This window comes from Thiomicrorhabdus sediminis, assembly GCF_005885815.1.
Classification (GTDB): domain Bacteria; phylum Pseudomonadota; class Gammaproteobacteria; order Thiomicrospirales; family Thiomicrospiraceae; genus Thiomicrorhabdus; species Thiomicrorhabdus sediminis.
The window spans coordinates 1254698-1271770 of sequence record NZ_CP040602.1 but is presented as its reverse complement, the minus strand read 5'-3'; the positions used below and the strand labels follow the sequence as shown (position 1 = coordinate 1271770).

16 protein-coding genes are annotated in these 17073 nt (G+C 44.1%); 13 read left to right on the top strand and 3 right to left on the bottom strand.

The features are described 5' to 3' along the window. The first annotated feature begins 1 nt into the window (after position 1). From fabZ to FE785_RS05840, 5 genes are all read left to right on the top strand, one after another. Positions 2-436 (top strand): 3-hydroxyacyl-ACP dehydratase FabZ, encoded by a 435-nt coding sequence (fabZ, locus tag FE785_RS05860; protein WP_138564861.1) that lies wholly within the window; start codon positions 2-4, stop codon positions 434-436. A 3-nt stretch (positions 437-439) separates the two neighbouring features. Next, complete coding sequence (gene lpxA, locus FE785_RS05855) at positions 440-1207, top strand: acyl-ACP--UDP-N-acetylglucosamine O-acyltransferase (protein ID WP_138564860.1); 768 nt, start codon at positions 440-442, stop codon at positions 1205-1207. Further along, on the top strand, positions 1191-2354 hold the full coding sequence (lpxB, locus tag FE785_RS05850) for a lipid-A-disaccharide synthase (RefSeq protein WP_238696219.1): 1164 nt from the start codon (positions 1191-1193) through the stop codon (positions 2352-2354). Before lpxA ends, lpxB begins: the two co-directional genes overlap by 17 nt. Beyond that, the gene (gene rnhB / locus FE785_RS05845) at positions 2351-2980 is read left to right on the top strand and encodes a ribonuclease HII (protein ID WP_138564859.1); all 630 of its coding nucleotides are present in this window, start codon (positions 2351-2353) and stop codon (positions 2978-2980) included. Before lpxB ends, rnhB begins: the two co-directional genes overlap by 4 nt. 160 nt (positions 2981-3140) lie before the next feature. After that, positions 3141-4115 (top strand): chemotaxis protein CheV, encoded by a 975-nt coding sequence (locus FE785_RS05840; RefSeq protein WP_138564858.1) that lies wholly within the window; start codon positions 3141-3143, stop codon positions 4113-4115. 107 nt (positions 4116-4222) lie between these two features. Here FE785_RS05840 and ykgO read toward each other — a convergent pair whose 3' ends face one another. Next, a complete protein-coding gene (gene ykgO, locus FE785_RS05835) occupies positions 4223-4348 on the bottom strand; it encodes a type B 50S ribosomal protein L36 (protein ID WP_029407609.1) in 126 nt (41 codons plus the stop codon). A gap of 441 nt (positions 4349-4789) precedes the next feature. Here ykgO and FE785_RS05830 point away from each other — a divergent pair, with 441 nt between their 5' ends. From FE785_RS05830 to FE785_RS05815, 4 genes are all read left to right on the top strand, one after another. Next, positions 4790-6745, top strand: a complete 1956-nt coding sequence (locus FE785_RS05830) for a DNA repair helicase YoaA (RefSeq protein WP_138564857.1) — start codon at positions 4790-4792, stop codon at positions 6743-6745. Between the two features lie 49 nt (positions 6746-6794). After that, positions 6795-7532 carry a tRNA (adenosine(37)-N6)-threonylcarbamoyltransferase complex dimerization subunit type 1 TsaB gene (gene tsaB, locus FE785_RS05825; protein ID WP_138564856.1) on the top strand — a complete coding sequence of 246 codons (738 nt, stop codon included), beginning with the start codon at positions 6795-6797 and terminating at the stop codon, positions 7530-7532. Positions 7533-7759: 227 nt separating this feature from the next. After that, positions 7760-8308: a universal stress protein gene (locus FE785_RS05820; RefSeq protein ID WP_138564855.1), complete on the top strand. Its 549-nt coding sequence runs from the start codon at positions 7760-7762 to the stop codon at positions 8306-8308. Positions 8309-8334: 26 nt separating this feature from the next. Next, positions 8335-9189, top strand: coding sequence for a hypothetical protein (locus tag FE785_RS05815; protein WP_138564854.1), 855 nt, complete (start codon positions 8335-8337; stop codon positions 9187-9189). Between the two features lie 50 nt (positions 9190-9239). Here the strand turns inward: FE785_RS05815 and FE785_RS05810 are convergent, their stop codons facing one another. Further along, positions 9240-9542 carry a hypothetical protein gene (locus FE785_RS05810; protein WP_138564853.1) on the bottom strand — a complete coding sequence of 101 codons (303 nt, stop codon included), beginning with the start codon at positions 9540-9542 and terminating at the stop codon, positions 9240-9242. A gap of 200 nt (positions 9543-9742) precedes the next feature. On the opposite strand from FE785_RS05810, the gene ycaO reads away from it, so the two are divergent. Then, positions 9743-11458 (top strand): 30S ribosomal protein S12 methylthiotransferase accessory factor YcaO, encoded by a 1716-nt coding sequence (gene ycaO, locus FE785_RS05805; protein WP_138564852.1) that lies wholly within the window; start codon positions 9743-9745, stop codon positions 11456-11458. Between the two features lie 120 nt (positions 11459-11578). Here the strand turns inward: ycaO and FE785_RS05800 are convergent, their stop codons facing one another. After that, positions 11579-12313 carry a DUF481 domain-containing protein gene (locus FE785_RS05800; protein ID WP_168188920.1) on the bottom strand — a complete coding sequence of 245 codons (735 nt, stop codon included), beginning with the start codon at positions 12311-12313 and terminating at the stop codon, positions 11579-11581. Between the two features lie 332 nt (positions 12314-12645). On the opposite strand from FE785_RS05800, the gene FE785_RS05795 reads away from it, so the two are divergent. The 3 genes from FE785_RS05795 (at position 12646) to FE785_RS05785 (ending at position 17069) form a co-directional block, all read left to right on the top strand. Beyond that, on the top strand, positions 12646-13602 hold the full coding sequence (locus FE785_RS05795) for an acetyl-CoA carboxylase carboxyltransferase subunit alpha (RefSeq protein WP_138564850.1): 957 nt from the start codon (positions 12646-12648) through the stop codon (positions 13600-13602). Between the two features lie 44 nt (positions 13603-13646). After that, positions 13647-15242, top strand: coding sequence for a tRNA lysidine(34) synthetase TilS (gene tilS, locus FE785_RS05790; protein ID WP_138564849.1), 1596 nt, complete (start codon positions 13647-13649; stop codon positions 15240-15242). 198 nt (positions 15243-15440) lie between these two features. After that, entirely contained in the window at positions 15441-17069 is a 1629-nt protein-coding gene (locus FE785_RS05785; RefSeq protein WP_138564848.1) for a CTP synthase, read from the top strand. Positions 17070-17073: the final 4 nt, after the last annotated feature.

The following is a 17073-nucleotide window of genomic DNA, read 5'->3' as shown; positions in this document are numbered from 1 at the left end:
CATGGAAGTAAAAGAAATATTTGATTATCTACCGCACCGTTATCCGTTTTTGTTGGTAGATCGTGTTACCGATTTTGTTGCCGGTGAGAGTTTAAAGGCATTTAAAAATGTCACTTTTAATGAACCGCAATTTACCGGGCACTTCCCTAATAATCCTATTATGCCGGGTGTAATGATTATTGAAGCCATGGCTCAATGTACTGGTATTCTGGCGTTTCGTTCTCAGGGCGTTAAGCCGGATGGCTCAACAATGTATTATCTTGCCGCTGTCGATAACGCTCGCTTTCGTCAGCCAGCTATTCCTGGTGATCGTCTTGATTTTGAGGTCAAGGCATTGGGCAATAAACGCGGTATTTGGAAGTTTGAATGTACCACTAAAGTGGATGGTAAAGTCATCGCCTCAGCCGACTTGATGTGTGCGGAAAGAAAGGTTTAAGTTTTGATTCACTCCAGTGCCATTATAGATCCCTTAGCGCAGATTGCGGATGATGTGCAAATTGGTCCGTTTTGTGTCATTCAGGGTGCGGTAAAAATTGATTCCGGCTGTCAGTTAGATGCCCATGTCTTTATTGATGGTGATGTCGTCATCGGTAAAAACAACCATTTCTTCCCGTTTGTTTCGATTGCCGCGCCGCAAGATAAAAAGTATGCCTGTGAGCCGACCAAGGTGTTTATTGGTGATAATAATACTTTCCGTGAAAACGTCACCATTAACCGCGGTACTGTGCAGGATATCGGTAAAACCGTGATAGGCAATAATAATTGGGTAATGGCCGGTGCACATATCGCACATGATTGCATTGTCGGTAATAACTGTATTTTTGCCAATGCCGCGGCTTTGGCCGGTCATGTGATTGTTGAGGATTGGGCCATTTTGGGTGGCTATACGCTTGTGCATCAGTTCTGCCGTATCGGTGAACATAGTTTTTGTGGCATGGGCAGTGTCATCAATCAAGATGTGCCGAATTTCGTTGTCGTATCGGGTAATCTGGCGGGGCCGAGAGGTATCAACTTGGAAGGCTTGAAGCGCCGTGGTTATGATAAAAATCAGATAAACTCCATTAAGAAGTCTTACCGTGCCTTGTACCGCACCGGCAACCGCTTAGATCAGGCGATCCATGAGATCGATCTGCTGAATGACGAGCAAGGTACCTTGGATTCTTTATTACACTTCTTGAAAAACTCAGAACGTGGCATTGTCAGATAATCCAACCTCAAAAAAAGTCTTTGCTATGGTTGCCGGAGAAGCCTCTGGCGACACCTTGGGCGCGGACTTAATCATTAGTCTAAAAAAACGTTATCCCGATGCCGAGTTTGTCGGCATAGGCGGTCCTAAAATGATCGCGCAAGGTTTTCAAACCTGGTATCCAATGGAATCACTTTCGGTGATGGGGTTTTTTGAAGTGCTCAAGCATCTGCCTGAGCTGCTGAAGATTCGTAGACAATTAATTGCACGTCTGCTTGCACTCAAGCCAGATGTCTTTATTGGTATCGATGCGCCGGATTTTAATTTTAAAGTTGAACGCAGCCTCAAGCATCAGGGTATCAAAGCGATCCATTATGTCGGCCCATCGGTTTGGGCGTGGCGCGAGAAGCGCTTGAATAAGGTTCGAGAATCGGTAGACGGTGTATTGGTATTGTTTCCGTTCGAGCCTGAGTATTATCATCGTTATCAGATTCCGGTTAAATTTGTCGGTCATACGATTGCCAATCAATTTCCAGAAAAACCTAATACTGACCAGGCTAAGCAACAGCTAGGCATAGCTGCCGATACGCAGCTCACGGCGATTCTACCCGGCTCTCGTATGAGCGAGATTAATCGTATGGCGGACGTCTATATTCAGGCAGCCCAGCAATTATCGACGATTTATCCGCAAATGCAGTTTGTTATTCCCTGTGTTCATCAAAAGGCTAAAGAGCGAGTTGAGCAAGCGATTGCCGAGTATGCTAAAGGCTTGAAAGTGATTTTGTTGGACGGTCAGTCAAGGCTGGCTTTGGAGGCCTGTGATCAAGCGATTGTGACCTCGGGTACGGCTACGTTGGAATGCGCTTTAATGAAAAAACCTCTGGTCCTGGCAATAGCGGTGCATCCAATCTCATATTGGATTATGAAGCGCTTGGCCACCACACAATGGATTGGTTTACCCAATATCCTCGCAGGACAGGAGTTGGTCAAAGAGTTGGTACAAGAGAACGCCACCGCTCAGAAGATTGCGCTCAATTTAGCTAAGCTGGTTTCGGATACTAAATTGCGCGAGCGGCAAATTACCGCTTTTACCGAGCAGTACCAGCAACTCAAACAAAATGCCTCCGAGCTTGCTGCCGATGCCATTCAAGAGTGGACGTCATCATGAGTCAGCAGAGTTTGTTCGATGATATCGCAGCTCCGGAATTTTATAGCCTTACCGGGACTACGGTCGGTGTCGATGAGGTTGGGCGGGGTCCTTTGATTGGAGATGTGGTCGCCAGTGCAGTGATTTTGCCTAAAAATTGTGTCTTGCCTTTACGCGATTCGAAAAAACTTTCTGAAACAAAACGAGATGAATTGGCACAATTGATCAAACAGCAGGCGGTAGCTTATGCGGTTTCGATTGCCACCCCCGAGGAGATCGATGCTCTTAATATCCTTAAGGCGAGCATGCTTGCCATGCAAAGAGCGGTGCAAGCGCTTCAACAACAAGGCTGTGAGATAACTCATATCTATGTTGACGGTAACCGCTGTCCGGATGCCGTGAAACCCTGCCAATCGGTGGTCAAGGGCGATGATAAGGTGGCTGAAATCAGTGCGGCCTCCATTTTAGCCAAGGTATATCGAGATCAGCAGATGAAGGATCTGCATCAGCAGTATCCAGACTACGGTTTTGATCAGCATAAAGGTTATCCAACCGCCCAACATTTGGCGAAAATCCAAGAATTGGGCTTGATTCCGGGTTATCGCACTTCCTTTAAGCCGGTCAAGCTGTTATTGAATGATCAATAATTGTCAATGCAGCCGCTTGTGCGTTTTGGTTTAACTGTTTGTGAATTGGATAATTTGTTTTAGAATGAATTTACATAAAAATAGAATTTAGTCGCTTGATGCGGCGATTGTTTTGAAATTTGATCCATTTATCAGTTAGCAACCCTTTAAGGTGATCCCTATGTCAGCAACATTAGAGCAGGTTGAAAAAACCGCGCAGTTAAGTAAAAACAATCAATTGAGCTTGATGATTTTCCAAGTGCAGTTTGCCCGTGAAGATTATGAGCCGCCTTATTACGGCATGAATGTTTTTAAAGTACGTGAAGTACTGGAAGCGCGTGCTTATGAGATTTCTGATATGCCTGATGCCAATCCTTTGATTGAAGGGATGATTGAGTTGCGTGGTGTTTATCTGCCGGTCATCGATCTGCCGAAGTGGATGGGTTTTGATATGACCGAAGAAGAGCGCGAGAAATCGATTATTATCGTTTCCGATTTCAGCCATAACTTTGTCGGTTTGCGGGTTTCTTATATCCACGGGGTGGAAGAGAAGAACTGGTCAGATATTCATCCTGCCGGTAACTACAATGTCGATGTCAATACCAATCAAATCGTTAACCACACCTATTTGGATAACAGTGAAACCCTCTGTTTTATTCTCGACATCGAAAAACTGTTGATTGAAGCGATGCCGACCATGGCGGAGAAGATTTTTGCTTCGGCTAAACAAGTCGGTAATCAGGGGCATGATTTTATCGACGAAATCTACAATAGAACCGTATTGTTCGCTGAAGACAGTAAATCCATCCAAAAGTATATGAGCTCGGTCTTTGAGCAGCTTGGTCTTAAGTGCAAAGCATTTGAAAACGGCCAGTTGCTGTTGGATTATATTGAGGAGTTGGAAGATCTGAATGAGATTTCGATGATCTTTACCGACCTGGAAATGCCGGTCGCATCGGGACATACGGTGATTCGAAAATTAAGAGAAGAGCCACGTACGCGTCAGTTGCCGATTATTGTTCACACCTCTATGACAAGCGATAACAACAGTCGTGAAGTGATAGAAATGGGGGCTAACTATTTTATCGGTAAGGTGGATACGCAACTGATCGTTGACACCATCAAGAAGGTTGAAAAAGAGTTTTTTAACCACTAAGTCTTCTTAAGGCTTTCCTGAAATAATTTGCAAAGGTTTAAAGGTTATTTCAGGTATAAAAAAAGGCGCATGATCAGTGCGCCTTTTTTGTTGTTTACCGCTAAATATTAACGCTGACGAGCCTTAAATTTAGGGTTGGTTTTACAAATTACGTAAACCTTACCACGGCGCTTAACAACCTGACAGTCCTTGTGACGTGTCTTTGCTGATTTTAGAGAAGATAAAATTTTCATTAGATATATCCATTAAAAAGTGCCGAATATTAAAAACCAATTCGACTTAAGTTCAAATTTGAAGTCGCGAATTATAGTGCCAAAGCCGCTTTTTGTCTAGCCCTAGTGACAAAAACTTATTAATAAAATGCGGCTTTGCCAAAAGTATTGGCAAATTATCGTGGTAAGGCGTTCATTTCATTGTCAAAGCGGCTTGTTAAATGAATCTATTTGTCAAATAAAGATTCGATCTATACCGCTGTAAACAAGAGAAAATACTCGGTGATTCGACGCTTAGCGTATAATTCCTACTATTTTGAAGTTATCGCAGGATAATGAATCCAAAAGCTTGTCTGGGTGACGGGATTGGTTGCAATCGACAATGACTTAAAAGCGACTATTAAGGGCTGTTGTTAAGGCGTTGTGTTTTATAAAGAAATATAACAGTCCGATTTATTTTTTATGTCTGAAAACAAAGCAAAATTATCAAAAACTCAGGATCAGCGCAGTATTGAAGATGTCATGAAAAATGACGGTTATCTGGCTAAGCTGGTTAACGGCTATGCTTCCCGTCAATCTCAGCTCGATATGGCGCATGAAATTAAAGCGTTGATTGATGAAAAATCTACCTTAATGGCCGAAGCCGGAACCGGAACAGGGAAAACATTTGCCTATTTGGTGCCGGCCCTGTTATCAGGCAAGAAGGTGATTGTCTCTACGGCGACCAAAACCTTGCAAGAGCAGCTGGTTCATAAAGACCTGCCGATACTGTTTAAAGCCTGCGATATTCCCGGTAAAGCTCGATTATTGAAGGGACGCGATAATTATGTCTGTCCGCAACGCATGGAAATCACCGAAACCGTTGAGCAGCATAGTCGAGAAGATTGGAAAAAGCTGGCGCTGATTCGCGAGTGGCTGGAGCAGAAAACACGCAGCGGCGACCGGGCTGAACTCGATAGTGTTCCGGAAAACGATATGATTTGGCGTAAGGTTTGTGCGCGTATGGAGTTTTGCCAAGCGGCAGAATGTCACGTTGAGTCGGATTGCTTTTACCCAAAAATAAAAAATCAGGCGCAAGAGGCCCAAGTTCTGGTGGTCAATCATCACTTGTTCTGTGCCGATTTGGCTTTGCGTGAAAACGGATTTGGTGAAATCTTACCGGAAGCCGATATCTATATTTTCGATGAAGCTCATCAGCTACCGGATATTGCCGCGCAGTTTCTCGGCTTTGCCATTTCCCGGTCGCAACTGGAAGAGCTGGTGCGAGACATCAAGCAAGCTCAACAGTTGGAAGCACCGGAAACCCGTAAAATCAAAGATTTGGCCGAGCAACTTGATGACAATATCAAGTCATTGAACGACTCTCTCGGTAAATGGGAGAAGCGTTGGACATGGGAGAAGCTCAATGATGAAAAAGCGTTTCAAGTCATTGTCAAACGCTTTTTATCCTTGCTGGAGCAAGTTGTTGAGCAACTCAAAAGTGTTGAGGAACGCGGTAAGCAGCTTGCTGCTGTGCAAAAGCGCGCCAAAGAATTCGCCACACAGCTTAGTGATTGGTTAAACAGCCAGAATGAAAATAAAATTCGTTGGGTCGAATCTGCTCAAGCCCGGTTTAAATTTAATTTGACGCCATTGAGTGTGGCCGGGCCATTTAGCCGGCAGCGCGAGCAAATAGGTGGGGCCTGGTTGTTTACCTCGGCCACATTGAGTGTAAACGGTAGTTTTGATTATTTTGCCAAACGTTTGGGATTGCAGGAATCGAAAAACTGTCATTGGCCAAGTCCGTTTGATTATCAAAAACAAGCATTGGTATACCACCCGGTTGGTTTGCCGGAACCGCGCGACCCCAATTACATAAAAATTTGTTTACGAGCCGCGTGGCCTTTGCTTAAAGCCAGTAAAGGCTGCGCATTTCTGCTTTTCACCAGTCATAAGGCGATGCAGGAAGCACGTGCCATTCTTGCCGACCATTGGTCGGGTGATCTGCTGGTTCAAGGCGAGCAGCCGAAATTGACGTTGCTGCAAAAGTTCAAAAGCGCCGAGCAGGCAATTTTATTGGGCACCAGCAGTTTTTGGGAAGGCGTGGATGTAAAAGGTGATGCATTGAAGTTGGTGATTATCGACCGTATTCCTTTTGCGCCACCGGATGATCCGATTGTTCAAGCACGGGAAGCTTATCTGAAAGAAAAAGGCTTGAATGGTTTTGTCCATTTTCAACTGCCCGAAGCGGTTATAGCCATGAAACAGGGGGCTGGTCGTCTGATACGTGATGTTGAAGATCGTGGCGTATTGATGCTTTGTGACCCGCGTTTGAGCTCAAAAAATTACGGTAATGTGATACGCAATAGCTTGCCGGACTTTCCGTGGGTATATGATGCGCAATATGCCATTAATAAGCTTACTGAAACAGACGAATAAAACGTTTCTGCTTAAAGCAGATTAATCAGATAAAAAAGAGAACCGATAAATGAACAGCAATGATTTGCCGACTATCCTCGCCATTGAAACCTCAACCGTGGCATGTTCAGTGGCCTTATTGATTGGTGAGCGGAGTTATTGCCGTCACGAGCTGTTGCCGCAACGTCATGCCCAGCAGGTTTTGTTTATGGTCAATGATGTGATCGACGAGGCGGGCATTGATTCAACGCAGATAGATTATTTGGCGTTTGGCGAAGGCCCAGGTGCCTTTACCGGTTTAAGGATTGCCGCAGGGGTTGTACAAGGCTTGGCGTTGGGTTGGCAGAAACCGGTCATCGCCATGTCGTCTTTGGAAACCATGGCGCAGGACTATTTTCAAAATAATGTTCTAGATTCGACTGACAAAGATAGCCAGACCTGGTCGGCTGTGCTCGATGCACGCATGAATGAAATCTATTTGTTACAGGGACTATATGGTCGCGAAAATGGTGTTCAGGTGACTGAAGAGGTCAGACTGATGGATGAAAACAGTGTCGCTGAAGCGATAGCGGCTAGTGATGTGATGTTTGGTGATATTGATCAGGCTTATCCTGAGCTGGTTGAGCAGTTCTCAGCTCGTGCTGATTACCACAAGCTTTTGCCTAATGCGTTGTATATGGCGCAACTGGCAAGGGGGTCTCAGGATCGTGCCGCATTGCTGGATGATAAAGTGCCTCAACCGCTTTATTTGCGCAATAATGTTGCCGAAACCATTGAGCAGCGAAAGCAGAAGCAACAGAAATCTTAAGTCTATTTTAAGCCTGTTTTAAGTGAATGCCTATAAATTAAGCAGTTTAACTAAGCTATAAGACTTTATTGGTTTTTTTCGGTTTTTACCGCCCATTACGCACAAACTTATCCACAGTAAATGTGAAAAACTCTGCAGTAAAAATTGCTAATTTTCGCCAGCTTGGTTAGGCTTTAAAGTGTGTGTTTGGCACAATTTTTTGTCTTATTTCTAGAAGGGGCAGAGTGATGGCGCAAATAAAAAACGATGGTCAGGATGCTATGGATATAAAAGACACCATGTCAGGAGATGAGAATCTACTTCAGGCAGCCGACTGTCATTATAAAAAAATTGTCGTGGCAGTCGATTTTACCGACTTGAACCGCTGTGTTATTGCCAAGGGTTTAGCGCTTGCCAAGCAATATCAAGCACATCTGTGTCTTTTGCATATTGTTGAGGTGCCAAGCTACCCGGTTCTGGAAGATGTTGCAGTGATGGGGATGCCAGGTGTCTGGGATGAGGAAATGACCAAGCCCTTGTTGGATCAGGCGCAAGCGCAGCTGTTTTCCTTGGCCAATGAATTTGCTATCAAGCATATAGAATTGATAAACGGCTTGGCCGAGGAAGATATTGTGCAGTTCGCCAAACGCGAACATTTTGATCTGATAGTGATCGGTGCTCATGGCCTGTCTGCTATGAGTCGCTTGATCGGTTCGACCACCAATGCGGTAATTAACCATGCACATTGTGATGTGCTTGCAGTGAGAGCAACGCCGCAATCTGAACAATCTAAATGAATTGTTAACTAATAAAGTATGAGATTATGAAACCAGTTTTTTCTTTATATCGATCAATGAATCGTTTTTTAGTCGTAGTGTCCATGCTGTTTGTCATCAGCGTGTCAGTGCACGCTGAAACCTTTAAACCAGGGCAGAATATTTTTGTCGCCTATCCTGCCGCCAATATCAAGGATGATGCCTTTATTATCGGTGAGGTGGTTAAGGTTATGCCGAATGGCGATTACCGTATCTCGGTCATTGAATATATCGAAGGTCACGACTATGGTTTGTCTTGTGTGCCGATGGTTAAGCAAGAAAGCAATTCTAGCGACGGTGTTTGGCAGATATGGACCGATACCACCAAGCTGGAAACCGAGAAGTTGGATTATGTTGTGCCTAAGGCAAATGCCTTGGATTTAGGTTATGGTAAAACCCACTTTATCGAACGCAACAATTTATATATCGTTTTTGGGCGTTGGAAATCCGATGCGCCAATGCTTAATGTTGAACGTCTAACGCAAGCTCAATCGCAAGCCAAGGCGAACGGTTTGGCGGAAATGAACGTTGCATTCGAAATCGCTAAATTACACCGTGCCAGTTATTACGGCGACTATGGTCGACCTTTGATGCCATTTGAGGCAATCGAGCCTTTGACCAATGCCTTAATGCACGTTGCAGAGCTATTCAAAGACGATAAGGTTTTGAAAAGCCGTTGGTTCGCTAAAAAGCGTGATTGGCAAGCCATCTCTCAGAGTACCAAGCACTATTTTGCCATTGAAGCGATTGATAAGCTGGTAAGGGATGCGTCTAATCAATTTTATCAAGAAGGTGTTGAGCAGGCAGGGGATGACAAGATTGCTGCCTTGCAAGAGTTGTTATCGACTTTTGAGCGTAAATAAAAAAGCCATGACTTGGTCATGGCTTATGGTTTGAGTCGCTTATTTATAGATTATTTGACGTGGTGGTAGTAGGTCTCGTTTAAATAATCGGCCAATTGTTCAATTTCATCTTCAAACATACCGGCATTTAGGTTGTCATTACAGAACTGTACCGTTTGCACCAGTTTCGGAAACGAAGTGGTCTTTTGCGGGTCATAAGGTTTTGAGGTATGACAACTCATGCAGTTCGCCGCTTCATGAAGCGCTTTACCGGGGTGGCCTTCTGCAGAGGCTGCGCCGTTTGTGCTTACTGACATCAATGTGATGGCAAGCATGCCAGAAAAACTTAAAGAAGATGTTGCTTTTAAATCCATGGTAAAGCCCTCATTTGAAATGAAAAAGGTATACAATTTCATTTTATTCAAGAAGTGCTGAAATAATAGCCTTTCTTTTATCAAAAATTTAAATCCCTGTTATAAATAATTTAATATTAGAAAACAGTGACTTATAAATGCTTGCTAAAAAATTAATAGGCAAGTCTCTATTCAACCTCCTAAACAAAGTAGTTATTTATATGAGTGAATTAACCTATATCAAGGGCAAGGATGCTTGCTTGGAAAACTCCATCAATACGATGCAAAGCCAGTTGAAGTCAATGGGGTTTCAGATTGATGAGGCATCCTGGTTAAATCCGGTTAAAAATGTTTATTCACTGCATATTAACGATAAGCGTTGCCCGCCGATTTTTACCAATGGGAAAGGAACCAGTCGAAAAGCTTGTTTGGCCAGTGCGTTGGGTGAGTTTTTAGAGCGCCTTTCGACCAATTACTTTTTCTCTGATTATTGGATCAGCGCCAATGGCCAAAACCGAGATTGGCTCTATTATCCGGATGATAAGCGGTTCACCGAGCAGGATATTGGCGAATGTTTGAATGAGCGTCTTTGGCAGTTCTATGACCCGGAAGGTGAGCTGGGCTTTAACGAGCTGCTCAGCTTTAATGACCAAAATGAGTTTGTCAGCGCGATTCCATTGATTAATGTCGATAGCCAGGAAGTGGCCTATTTCCCGATGAATTTGTTGAGCAATATCTATGCAAGTAATGGCTTGTCTGCAGGTAATACGGCGTTGGAAGCGCAAGTTCAGGGAATGTCTGAAATCTTCGAACGTTGGGTGAAAAATAAGATTTTGCGTGAAAACCTCTGTTTACCGGAAATCCCCAATGAGGTGGTTGAGCAGTTCCCGGCAGTTGTTGAAGCGGTGGCTTCATTGAAAGAAGCGGGCATTGAAGTGTCGATGCGTGATGCTTCTTTGGGTGGTCAGTTCCCGGTGATCAATGTCACCTTATTTGAACAGAAAACCGGTACCTGCTTTGCCTCGTTTGGTGCACACCCGATTTTTGAAGTGGCATTGGAAAGAACTCTGACCGAATCGTTGCAAGGACGCCACCTGAATAATCTGGATGGTTTCCAATTAACGGTATTTGATGAATACTCGGTGGCCGAAGATGAGAATATTGAAAACCACTTCATTGATTCTAGCGGCTTGATCCATACCCGTTTTATAACTCATGATGCCGATTTTGATTTCGTCAACTGGGATTTTTCCGGAACTACCGAGCAGCAGTGGCAAAAGCTTTGTGATTTGGTGCGAGAGCAAGGTTGTGAGGTGTATGTCGCCAATTATCGTCACTGTCATTTTGAGGCCTGTCGCATTATTGTGCCGGGAATGTCGGAAATCTATCCTGTCACGGAGTTAATCGATAGTAACCAGAATGTTGGTCGTCTATTGCGTGAAGCGTTGCTTGCTTTGCCTGAATCGCAAGATTATTCCGGTCTTGCTGAGCTGATTGATGCCTTAGGCTTCAGTGACCATCAAGGTGTTGCTTCGTTGATCGGTTTGCTACCTGATCCGGGCAGCTTCTGGGCCGAGGTAAAAATTGCCGAATTAAGAGCTTGGGCACTTTTGGCCGCCGGTGAACATCAGGAGGCTTTAGATGCGTTACATGATGCGATTTATTATCTGCACCCGGATAGCAAGTGGCTGGTGAAATTTCAGGCACTAAACTTCTGCTTGCAAATGCAGTTGGAGAACTTGGTTGATAAGAGAGCTACCGCGTTATTGTTTGGTCAGCAATTAAGTGATCAGGTTTGGCGGATGATTGCCGGTGAGGTGGTGTTTGATGGTCAGGTGTTGGGGCAGGATATATTTGCGCAGAGTAAACGTCATCAGGCGTTGATGTTAATGGAGCAAGAATTGGCAGAAATCAAACAAGCGTTTTTTGAGGTGTAAAAATATAAGCTCGATTTATTGATACTGAGTAACCGGTCAAACCGCGCTGATAAAAGGCCCTGGCGAATTCATTTTCGCCAGGGCTTTTTTTATGGTTTTTTATGGTTTTGGATCAAACGATTAAAAATCATAAATAACGCTGACCAGCGTTAGCGTATCCGTCTTTTCGGTTCCTGGTGCAGGGTTGCTGTTGTTGCGATATTTGAAGCTTGCTTTGAGTTTCATCTGTTCGGCAATTTTAACGCTCAAGCCGGTATTGGCTTCCGTTTTAGTTTGCTCATTACCGGCATTAACGATTAGGTCCTGAGTGAATTTAACATAGTTGTTGATTTGATTGCTGTAGTCAAGTTTGGCTTGATAGACAACCTGGTCTTCGGAAGCTGTAGCCGAGATATAGTCGGTGTTTTGATAACCGATACCGACTTGCCCTGTCAGCAATACACGTTCGGTTTTATAAAGACGTTTACCCAAACCGACAGAGGCGGTGGTTTCTAGATCGATATCTTCAAATTTGCTGTGTGTCAGTTTGCCGCCAAGGTAGCTGTAGAAGTTTTTATCTTCGGCATAGTAACGGTTGTACTGAGCATCAATGGCGTAGCGAGATTCGGTTTGTGTGCCGTTTTCAGATTTATCGCTGATTTCAATACCGCCCAAGACGTCATAACGAGCTTGAAGGTATTGCATTTTTAAAGCCGCGTATAAAGCGTTGCTGTCGGTATTACCTGTGCTGTTGCTGAAACCAAGTTCACCATTTCCACTAAAACCGGTTTTTTCGCCCGCCACGGCTTGAGTGCTGCATAGCGAAATAGAGCTTAGTATCGCGATAGAAAGTGTTTTTCTGGTAAATGAAAACATGGAGCCTCCCGAGGTCTCGTAAATGTAAAATCTGCTAACTTTTTGAAAACCAAACATTAAGTCATTGTTAATGCATGATTATAAGCTAAGCCTAATGTGCTGAAAGGGCTGGATTTTAGCGTGATAAATTGAAAACTCAAACTTTTTACTAAAATTTACCCAAAAAGAGAGTGACTCGGAAAACAGGGGGGTAAGTGAGCCGGAGCTTGTTGAAAATCGATGCTGACAAAATCACCCAACAAAGTACCATTTTGGTAGAATGTCAAAAAATTAAAACCAAGCATGGTGATGGAGTTGCTAAACCATGCTCTTGAGAGGCAAGTAAAGCTATTATGAAATTGGATTTTTTAGATTTTGAACAACCAATTGCCGAATTGGAAGCCAAGATTGATGAGTTACGTCACCTGGATGGAGGTGATATGAACTTGCTTAAAGAGATTTCAGCCTTGGAAGAGAAAAGCCGAAATCTCACTGAGTCGATTTTCCGTAAATTAAGCGATGTGCAAATTGCCAAGGTTTCTCGTCATCCGCAACGTCCTTATGCGCTTGACTATATCAAGTCTATTTTCACCGACTTTAAAGAGTTGCATGGTGATCGTGCTTTTGCTGATGATGAAGCCATTGTGGCAGGATTGGCTCGCTTGGATGGCCAAGCGGTTATGGTGATTTCGCAGGAAAAAGGTCGTGACACCAAAGAAAAAATTCGTCGTAATTTCGGTATGCCGCGTCCAGAAGGCTATCGTAAAGCGTTGCGCCTAATGAAGATGGCAGAGCGTTTTAATTTACCGGTGTTAACCTTTATTGATACTCCGGGTGCCTATCCAGGGATTAATGCCGAAGAGCGCGGTCAAAGTGAAGCGATTGCGCGCAACCTAATTGAAATGGCGGAATTGCGCGTACCGATTATCTGTACGGTAATTGGTGAAGGTGGTTCTGGTGGCGCTTTGGCAATCGGTGTAGGTGATACAACGATGATGATGCAGTACAGCACCTATTCGGTTATTTCTCCGGAAGGCTGTGCTTCGATTCTTTGGAAAAACGCCGCTAATGCCGCCGATGCTGCCGAAGCTTTGGGAATCACCGCTGAGCGTTTAAGCTCGCTGGGTTTGGTTGATCAAGTTATCGATGAACCTTTAGGTGGGGCTCACCGTAATCCAGCGCAAGCGGCAGCCAACCTTAAAGCCGCTTTATTGGCGCAATTAAATGCCTTGAAAGCCAAGCCGGTCGATGAGCTTTTGGCTAAGCGCTATCAGCGTTATATGGACTATGGTAACTTTGACGTTGCCTAGTAGCGCGCTTTATTAATAAGTGCTTCTTGGTCTAAGGGGCACTTATGTCATCTGATCATTCCTCACAAAACCTCTCAGTCTTGTCTGATGCTTCTCAATCTAATGCGGATCATTCTTCTCTGCAAGCGAAACAATTTTCTTTAGCAAGTGATGCAATGAAAAACACCTTACCGGTTATGCAGACATTAGAACATTGGTTGAATTCACATAAACCATTAAAAGGGTGTCAGCAGCCGCTTTATATCGCCTATAGCGGAGGGATGGATTCCAGTGTGCTGCTGCATGCTTTGCATCAACTGATTTATGTGCAAAGTGATTTAAGCAAGCAGTTTTCGTTAACCGTGTTGCACATCAATCATAACCTGCAAGCAGAGGCCAATGATTGGCAACAGTTCTGTCAGCAGCAAGTGCGGCAGTTGAGCGTCGCTTTTCAAACAAAAAAATTGCAGTTGGACAGTTTTAAGCGCCAAGGTATCGAAGCCGTTGCCAGAAAAGCGCGTTATCAGGCGTTAACGGAAATGGTTGCAAGCGATTTCAAAGCGCGCGGTAGCCTTAAAAGCTTGGCTGCGCCTGTTCTATTGTTTGCCCATCATCAGCGCGACCAGGCTGAAACCGTTTTACTCAATCTGTTTCGTGGTGCCGGGGTGCCAGGCATGTCGGGAATGCCGGAGTCAAGAGCTTTAGAGTGCTATGAATGCCTGAATGATAATCTGATTCTGCATAGGCCTTTATTGAAGGTCTCTTATCAGGCGATGCTCGATTATGCAAAAAGCGTTGAGCTGAGCTTTATTGAAGACCCTTCCAATCAAGATAACCAATTTAGGCGTAATTGGTTGCGTAACAACTTGTTGCCCGATATTGAAAAGCTTTGGCCGGATGTGCAGCAAAAAGTGTCGGATAGTGCGGGGCATATTTCCGAGGCAAACCTGCTGCTCGATAAAATGGCTCAATCAGGACTTGAAAGCAGTTGTTTCAGTTTTGATTTTATTGAGCTCAGGGCGCTTGAGGAGGTTGACTGGATTGAGCAAAAAAACATAATCCGTTATTGGTTGAGCGTTTTTTTTCCGGGAGTTGTGTTGAGCAAAAAACATTACCAATGGCTGTATGTATTGGTTTTCTCTCTGCAAGGCGATAATAGGGTGCAAAACGCGGCTTATAAGATGCGCTCGTATGAATTGCGTTGGCAATATCAGCGTTTATATATTTTGCCTAAATGGTTTACAGAGCATAACGAGCAAGCTGCTAAGGATTATTGCCGTGGCATTGAATGGGCATCGATTGCTAAGTTAAAGTCGAATATCGACTCTAGCGGACTGCAGGGCAGAGTGATCAACCCGGGTTATACTTTTAAATTCAACGTTGTGCATGCCAAGGCAGGCCTGGTTTGTAAGCCGATTGCTCATCTTGACGAGGGCGCGGTCAATAAAAAAGCCTTAAAAAACTTTTTTCAGCAGCATCGTATTCCTCCTTGGTTAAGAGTTTTTTGGCCGGTTTTACAAGATGATGAGGGGCGGATATTGGCGGTGCTGGGGTGTCAAAATTGTCTGCAAAATTTGTCGCCAACAGAAAAATCACAAGTTGAGCCTCGGACTCTTGAAATGAGTTATTTGCAAATCTTGCAAATTTTACAGTTGCGTTAATTATTGGGCTTTGAAAAATATCTGTAAAGTGCTGTTTTAAAGGCTGAATGCAGTATAAATAAAATTTTGTTGAGAAAAACGTCGTGTCTACAGGTTTTATGAATTATCCCATTGCTGAAAACCGCTGTATACGGTATAATTCGGTTCCATTCTGATTACTTCTAATCATAAACTTCATATTCTAGAAAGTGTTAATTGATGACTAAATTTATTTTTGTAACAGGTGGTGTTGTTTCTTCTTTAGGAAAGGGCATTGCAGCGGCATCTTTGGGTGCCTTGTTGGAAGCTCGTGGTCTTAAAGTCAGTATGTTAAAAATGGATCCGTATATCAATGTCGATCCAGGAACCATGAGTCCGTTGCAGCACGGCGAGGTTTTTGTTACTGATGACGGCGCCGAAACAGACTTGGATTTAGGTCATTATGAACGCTTTGTTCAGCGTCACTTTACCAAGCGTAACAGCTTCTCTACCGGTCAGGTATATGAAACCGTTATTCGCAATGAGCGTCGTGGTGATTACCTTGGTGGAACGGTTCAGGTAATCCCGCATGTTACTGATGAAATCAAAAAGCGTATCCTCAAAGCGGCGGGTGACGCCGATGTTGCTCTGGTCGAAGTTGGCGGTACTGTGGGTGATATCGAATCTTTACCGTTTCTGGAGGCCATTCGTCAGTTGAGCATCGAAGTAGGGCGTGATCGCGCTCTATTTATGCATCTGACCTTGTTGCCATACATTGCTGTAGCGGGTGAGGTCAAGACCAAGCCTACTCAGCACTCGGTAAAAGAGTTGCGTTCCATCGGTATTCAACCGGATATTCTGATTTGTCGTTCTGAAATGGCATTGGAAGAGAGCGAAAAGCGTAAGATTGCGTTGTTTACCAATGTTGAAGAGAAAGCCGTTATCAACTCTTTGGATGCGCGTACTATCTACGAAGTGCCTAGAATGTTGCATGAACAAGGTTTGGATGATCTTGTGGTAAAACGCTTAGGAATCGATGCCAAGCCGGTTGATTTGTCTGACTGGGATCAAGTGGTTGAAGCTCAGCTAAATCCTGAAAAGACAGTAGAAATCGCTATGGTTGGTAAGTATGTCGATTTGACAGAGGCTTATAAATCATTGATTGAATCTTTGATACATGCCGGAATCCACACCAATACCCGCGTTAATATCGAATATATCGATTCAGAATCACTGGAAACAGAGGGCTTGGATGCGATTAAAAATAAAGATGCGATCCTGGTGCCTGGCGGTTTTGGTGAGCGTGGTGTTGAAGGTAAGATTCTCGCGATTCAATATGCGCGTGAAAACAAGATTCCTTACTTGGGTATCTGTTTGGGTATGCAGATGGCGGTGGTTGAGTATGCTCGCCATGTGGCGGGCTTGGAAAATGCTCACAGTAGTGAACTGAATGCCCAAACACCTTTCCCTGTTGTGGCGCTAATTACTGAATGGACCGATGAAGAAGGCAATCTGGTTGAGCGTGATGAAGATGTTGACCTCGGCGGCACCATGCGCCTGGGTGGACAAAATTGTAGTCTGACTGCAGGCAGTAAAATTGCTGATATTTACGGCAGTGAATTGATTCGTGAGCGTCACCGTCACCGCTATGAGGTTAACGACGGTTATGTGTCTAAGCTTGAACAAGCCGGTTTGGTTTTTGCGGGTCGTTCAGAAGATGGTAATCTGGTTGAAACCATTGAGATTCCTGAGCATCCTTGGTTTGTAGCTTGTCAGTTCCACCCGGAATTTACCTCTACACCAAGAAACGGTCATCCATTGTTCAGTGCATTTGTGAATGCGGCTAATGATTATAAGAATAAAGCGTAATAGG

Coding starts and splice junctions, on each gene's coding strand:
- ycaO (WP_138564852.1), top strand. CDS start 9,743: ATGAGTGAATTAACCTATATCAAGGGCAAGGATGCTTGCTTGGAAAAC.
- tsaB (WP_138564856.1), top strand. CDS start 6,795: ATGAACAGCAATGATTTGCCGACTATCCTCGCCATTGAAACCTCAACC.
- FE785_RS05800 (WP_168188920.1), bottom strand. CDS start 12,313: ATGTTTTCATTTACCAGAAAAACACTTTCTATCGCGATACTAAGCTCT.
- fabZ (WP_138564861.1), top strand. CDS start 2: ATGGAAGTAAAAGAAATATTTGATTATCTACCGCACCGTTATCCGTTT.
- FE785_RS05810 (WP_138564853.1), bottom strand. CDS start 9,542: ATGGATTTAAAAGCAACATCTTCTTTAAGTTTTTCTGGCATGCTTGCC.
- FE785_RS05830 (WP_138564857.1), top strand. CDS start 4,790: ATGTCTGAAAACAAAGCAAAATTATCAAAAACTCAGGATCAGCGCAGT.
- rnhB (WP_138564859.1), top strand. CDS start 2,351: ATGAGTCAGCAGAGTTTGTTCGATGATATCGCAGCTCCGGAATTTTAT.
- FE785_RS05785 (WP_138564848.1), top strand. CDS start 15,441: ATGACTAAATTTATTTTTGTAACAGGTGGTGTTGTTTCTTCTTTAGGA.
- tilS (WP_138564849.1), top strand. CDS start 13,647: ATGTCATCTGATCATTCCTCACAAAACCTCTCAGTCTTGTCTGATGCT.
- FE785_RS05820 (WP_138564855.1), top strand. CDS start 7,760: ATGGCGCAAATAAAAAACGATGGTCAGGATGCTATGGATATAAAAGAC.
- FE785_RS05840 (WP_138564858.1), top strand. CDS start 3,141: ATGTCAGCAACATTAGAGCAGGTTGAAAAAACCGCGCAGTTAAGTAAA.
- ykgO (WP_029407609.1), bottom strand. CDS start 4,348: ATGAAAATTTTATCTTCTCTAAAATCAGCAAAGACACGTCACAAGGAC.
- FE785_RS05795 (WP_138564850.1), top strand. CDS start 12,646: ATGAAATTGGATTTTTTAGATTTTGAACAACCAATTGCCGAATTGGAA.
- FE785_RS05815 (WP_138564854.1), top strand. CDS start 8,335: ATGAAACCAGTTTTTTCTTTATATCGATCAATGAATCGTTTTTTAGTC.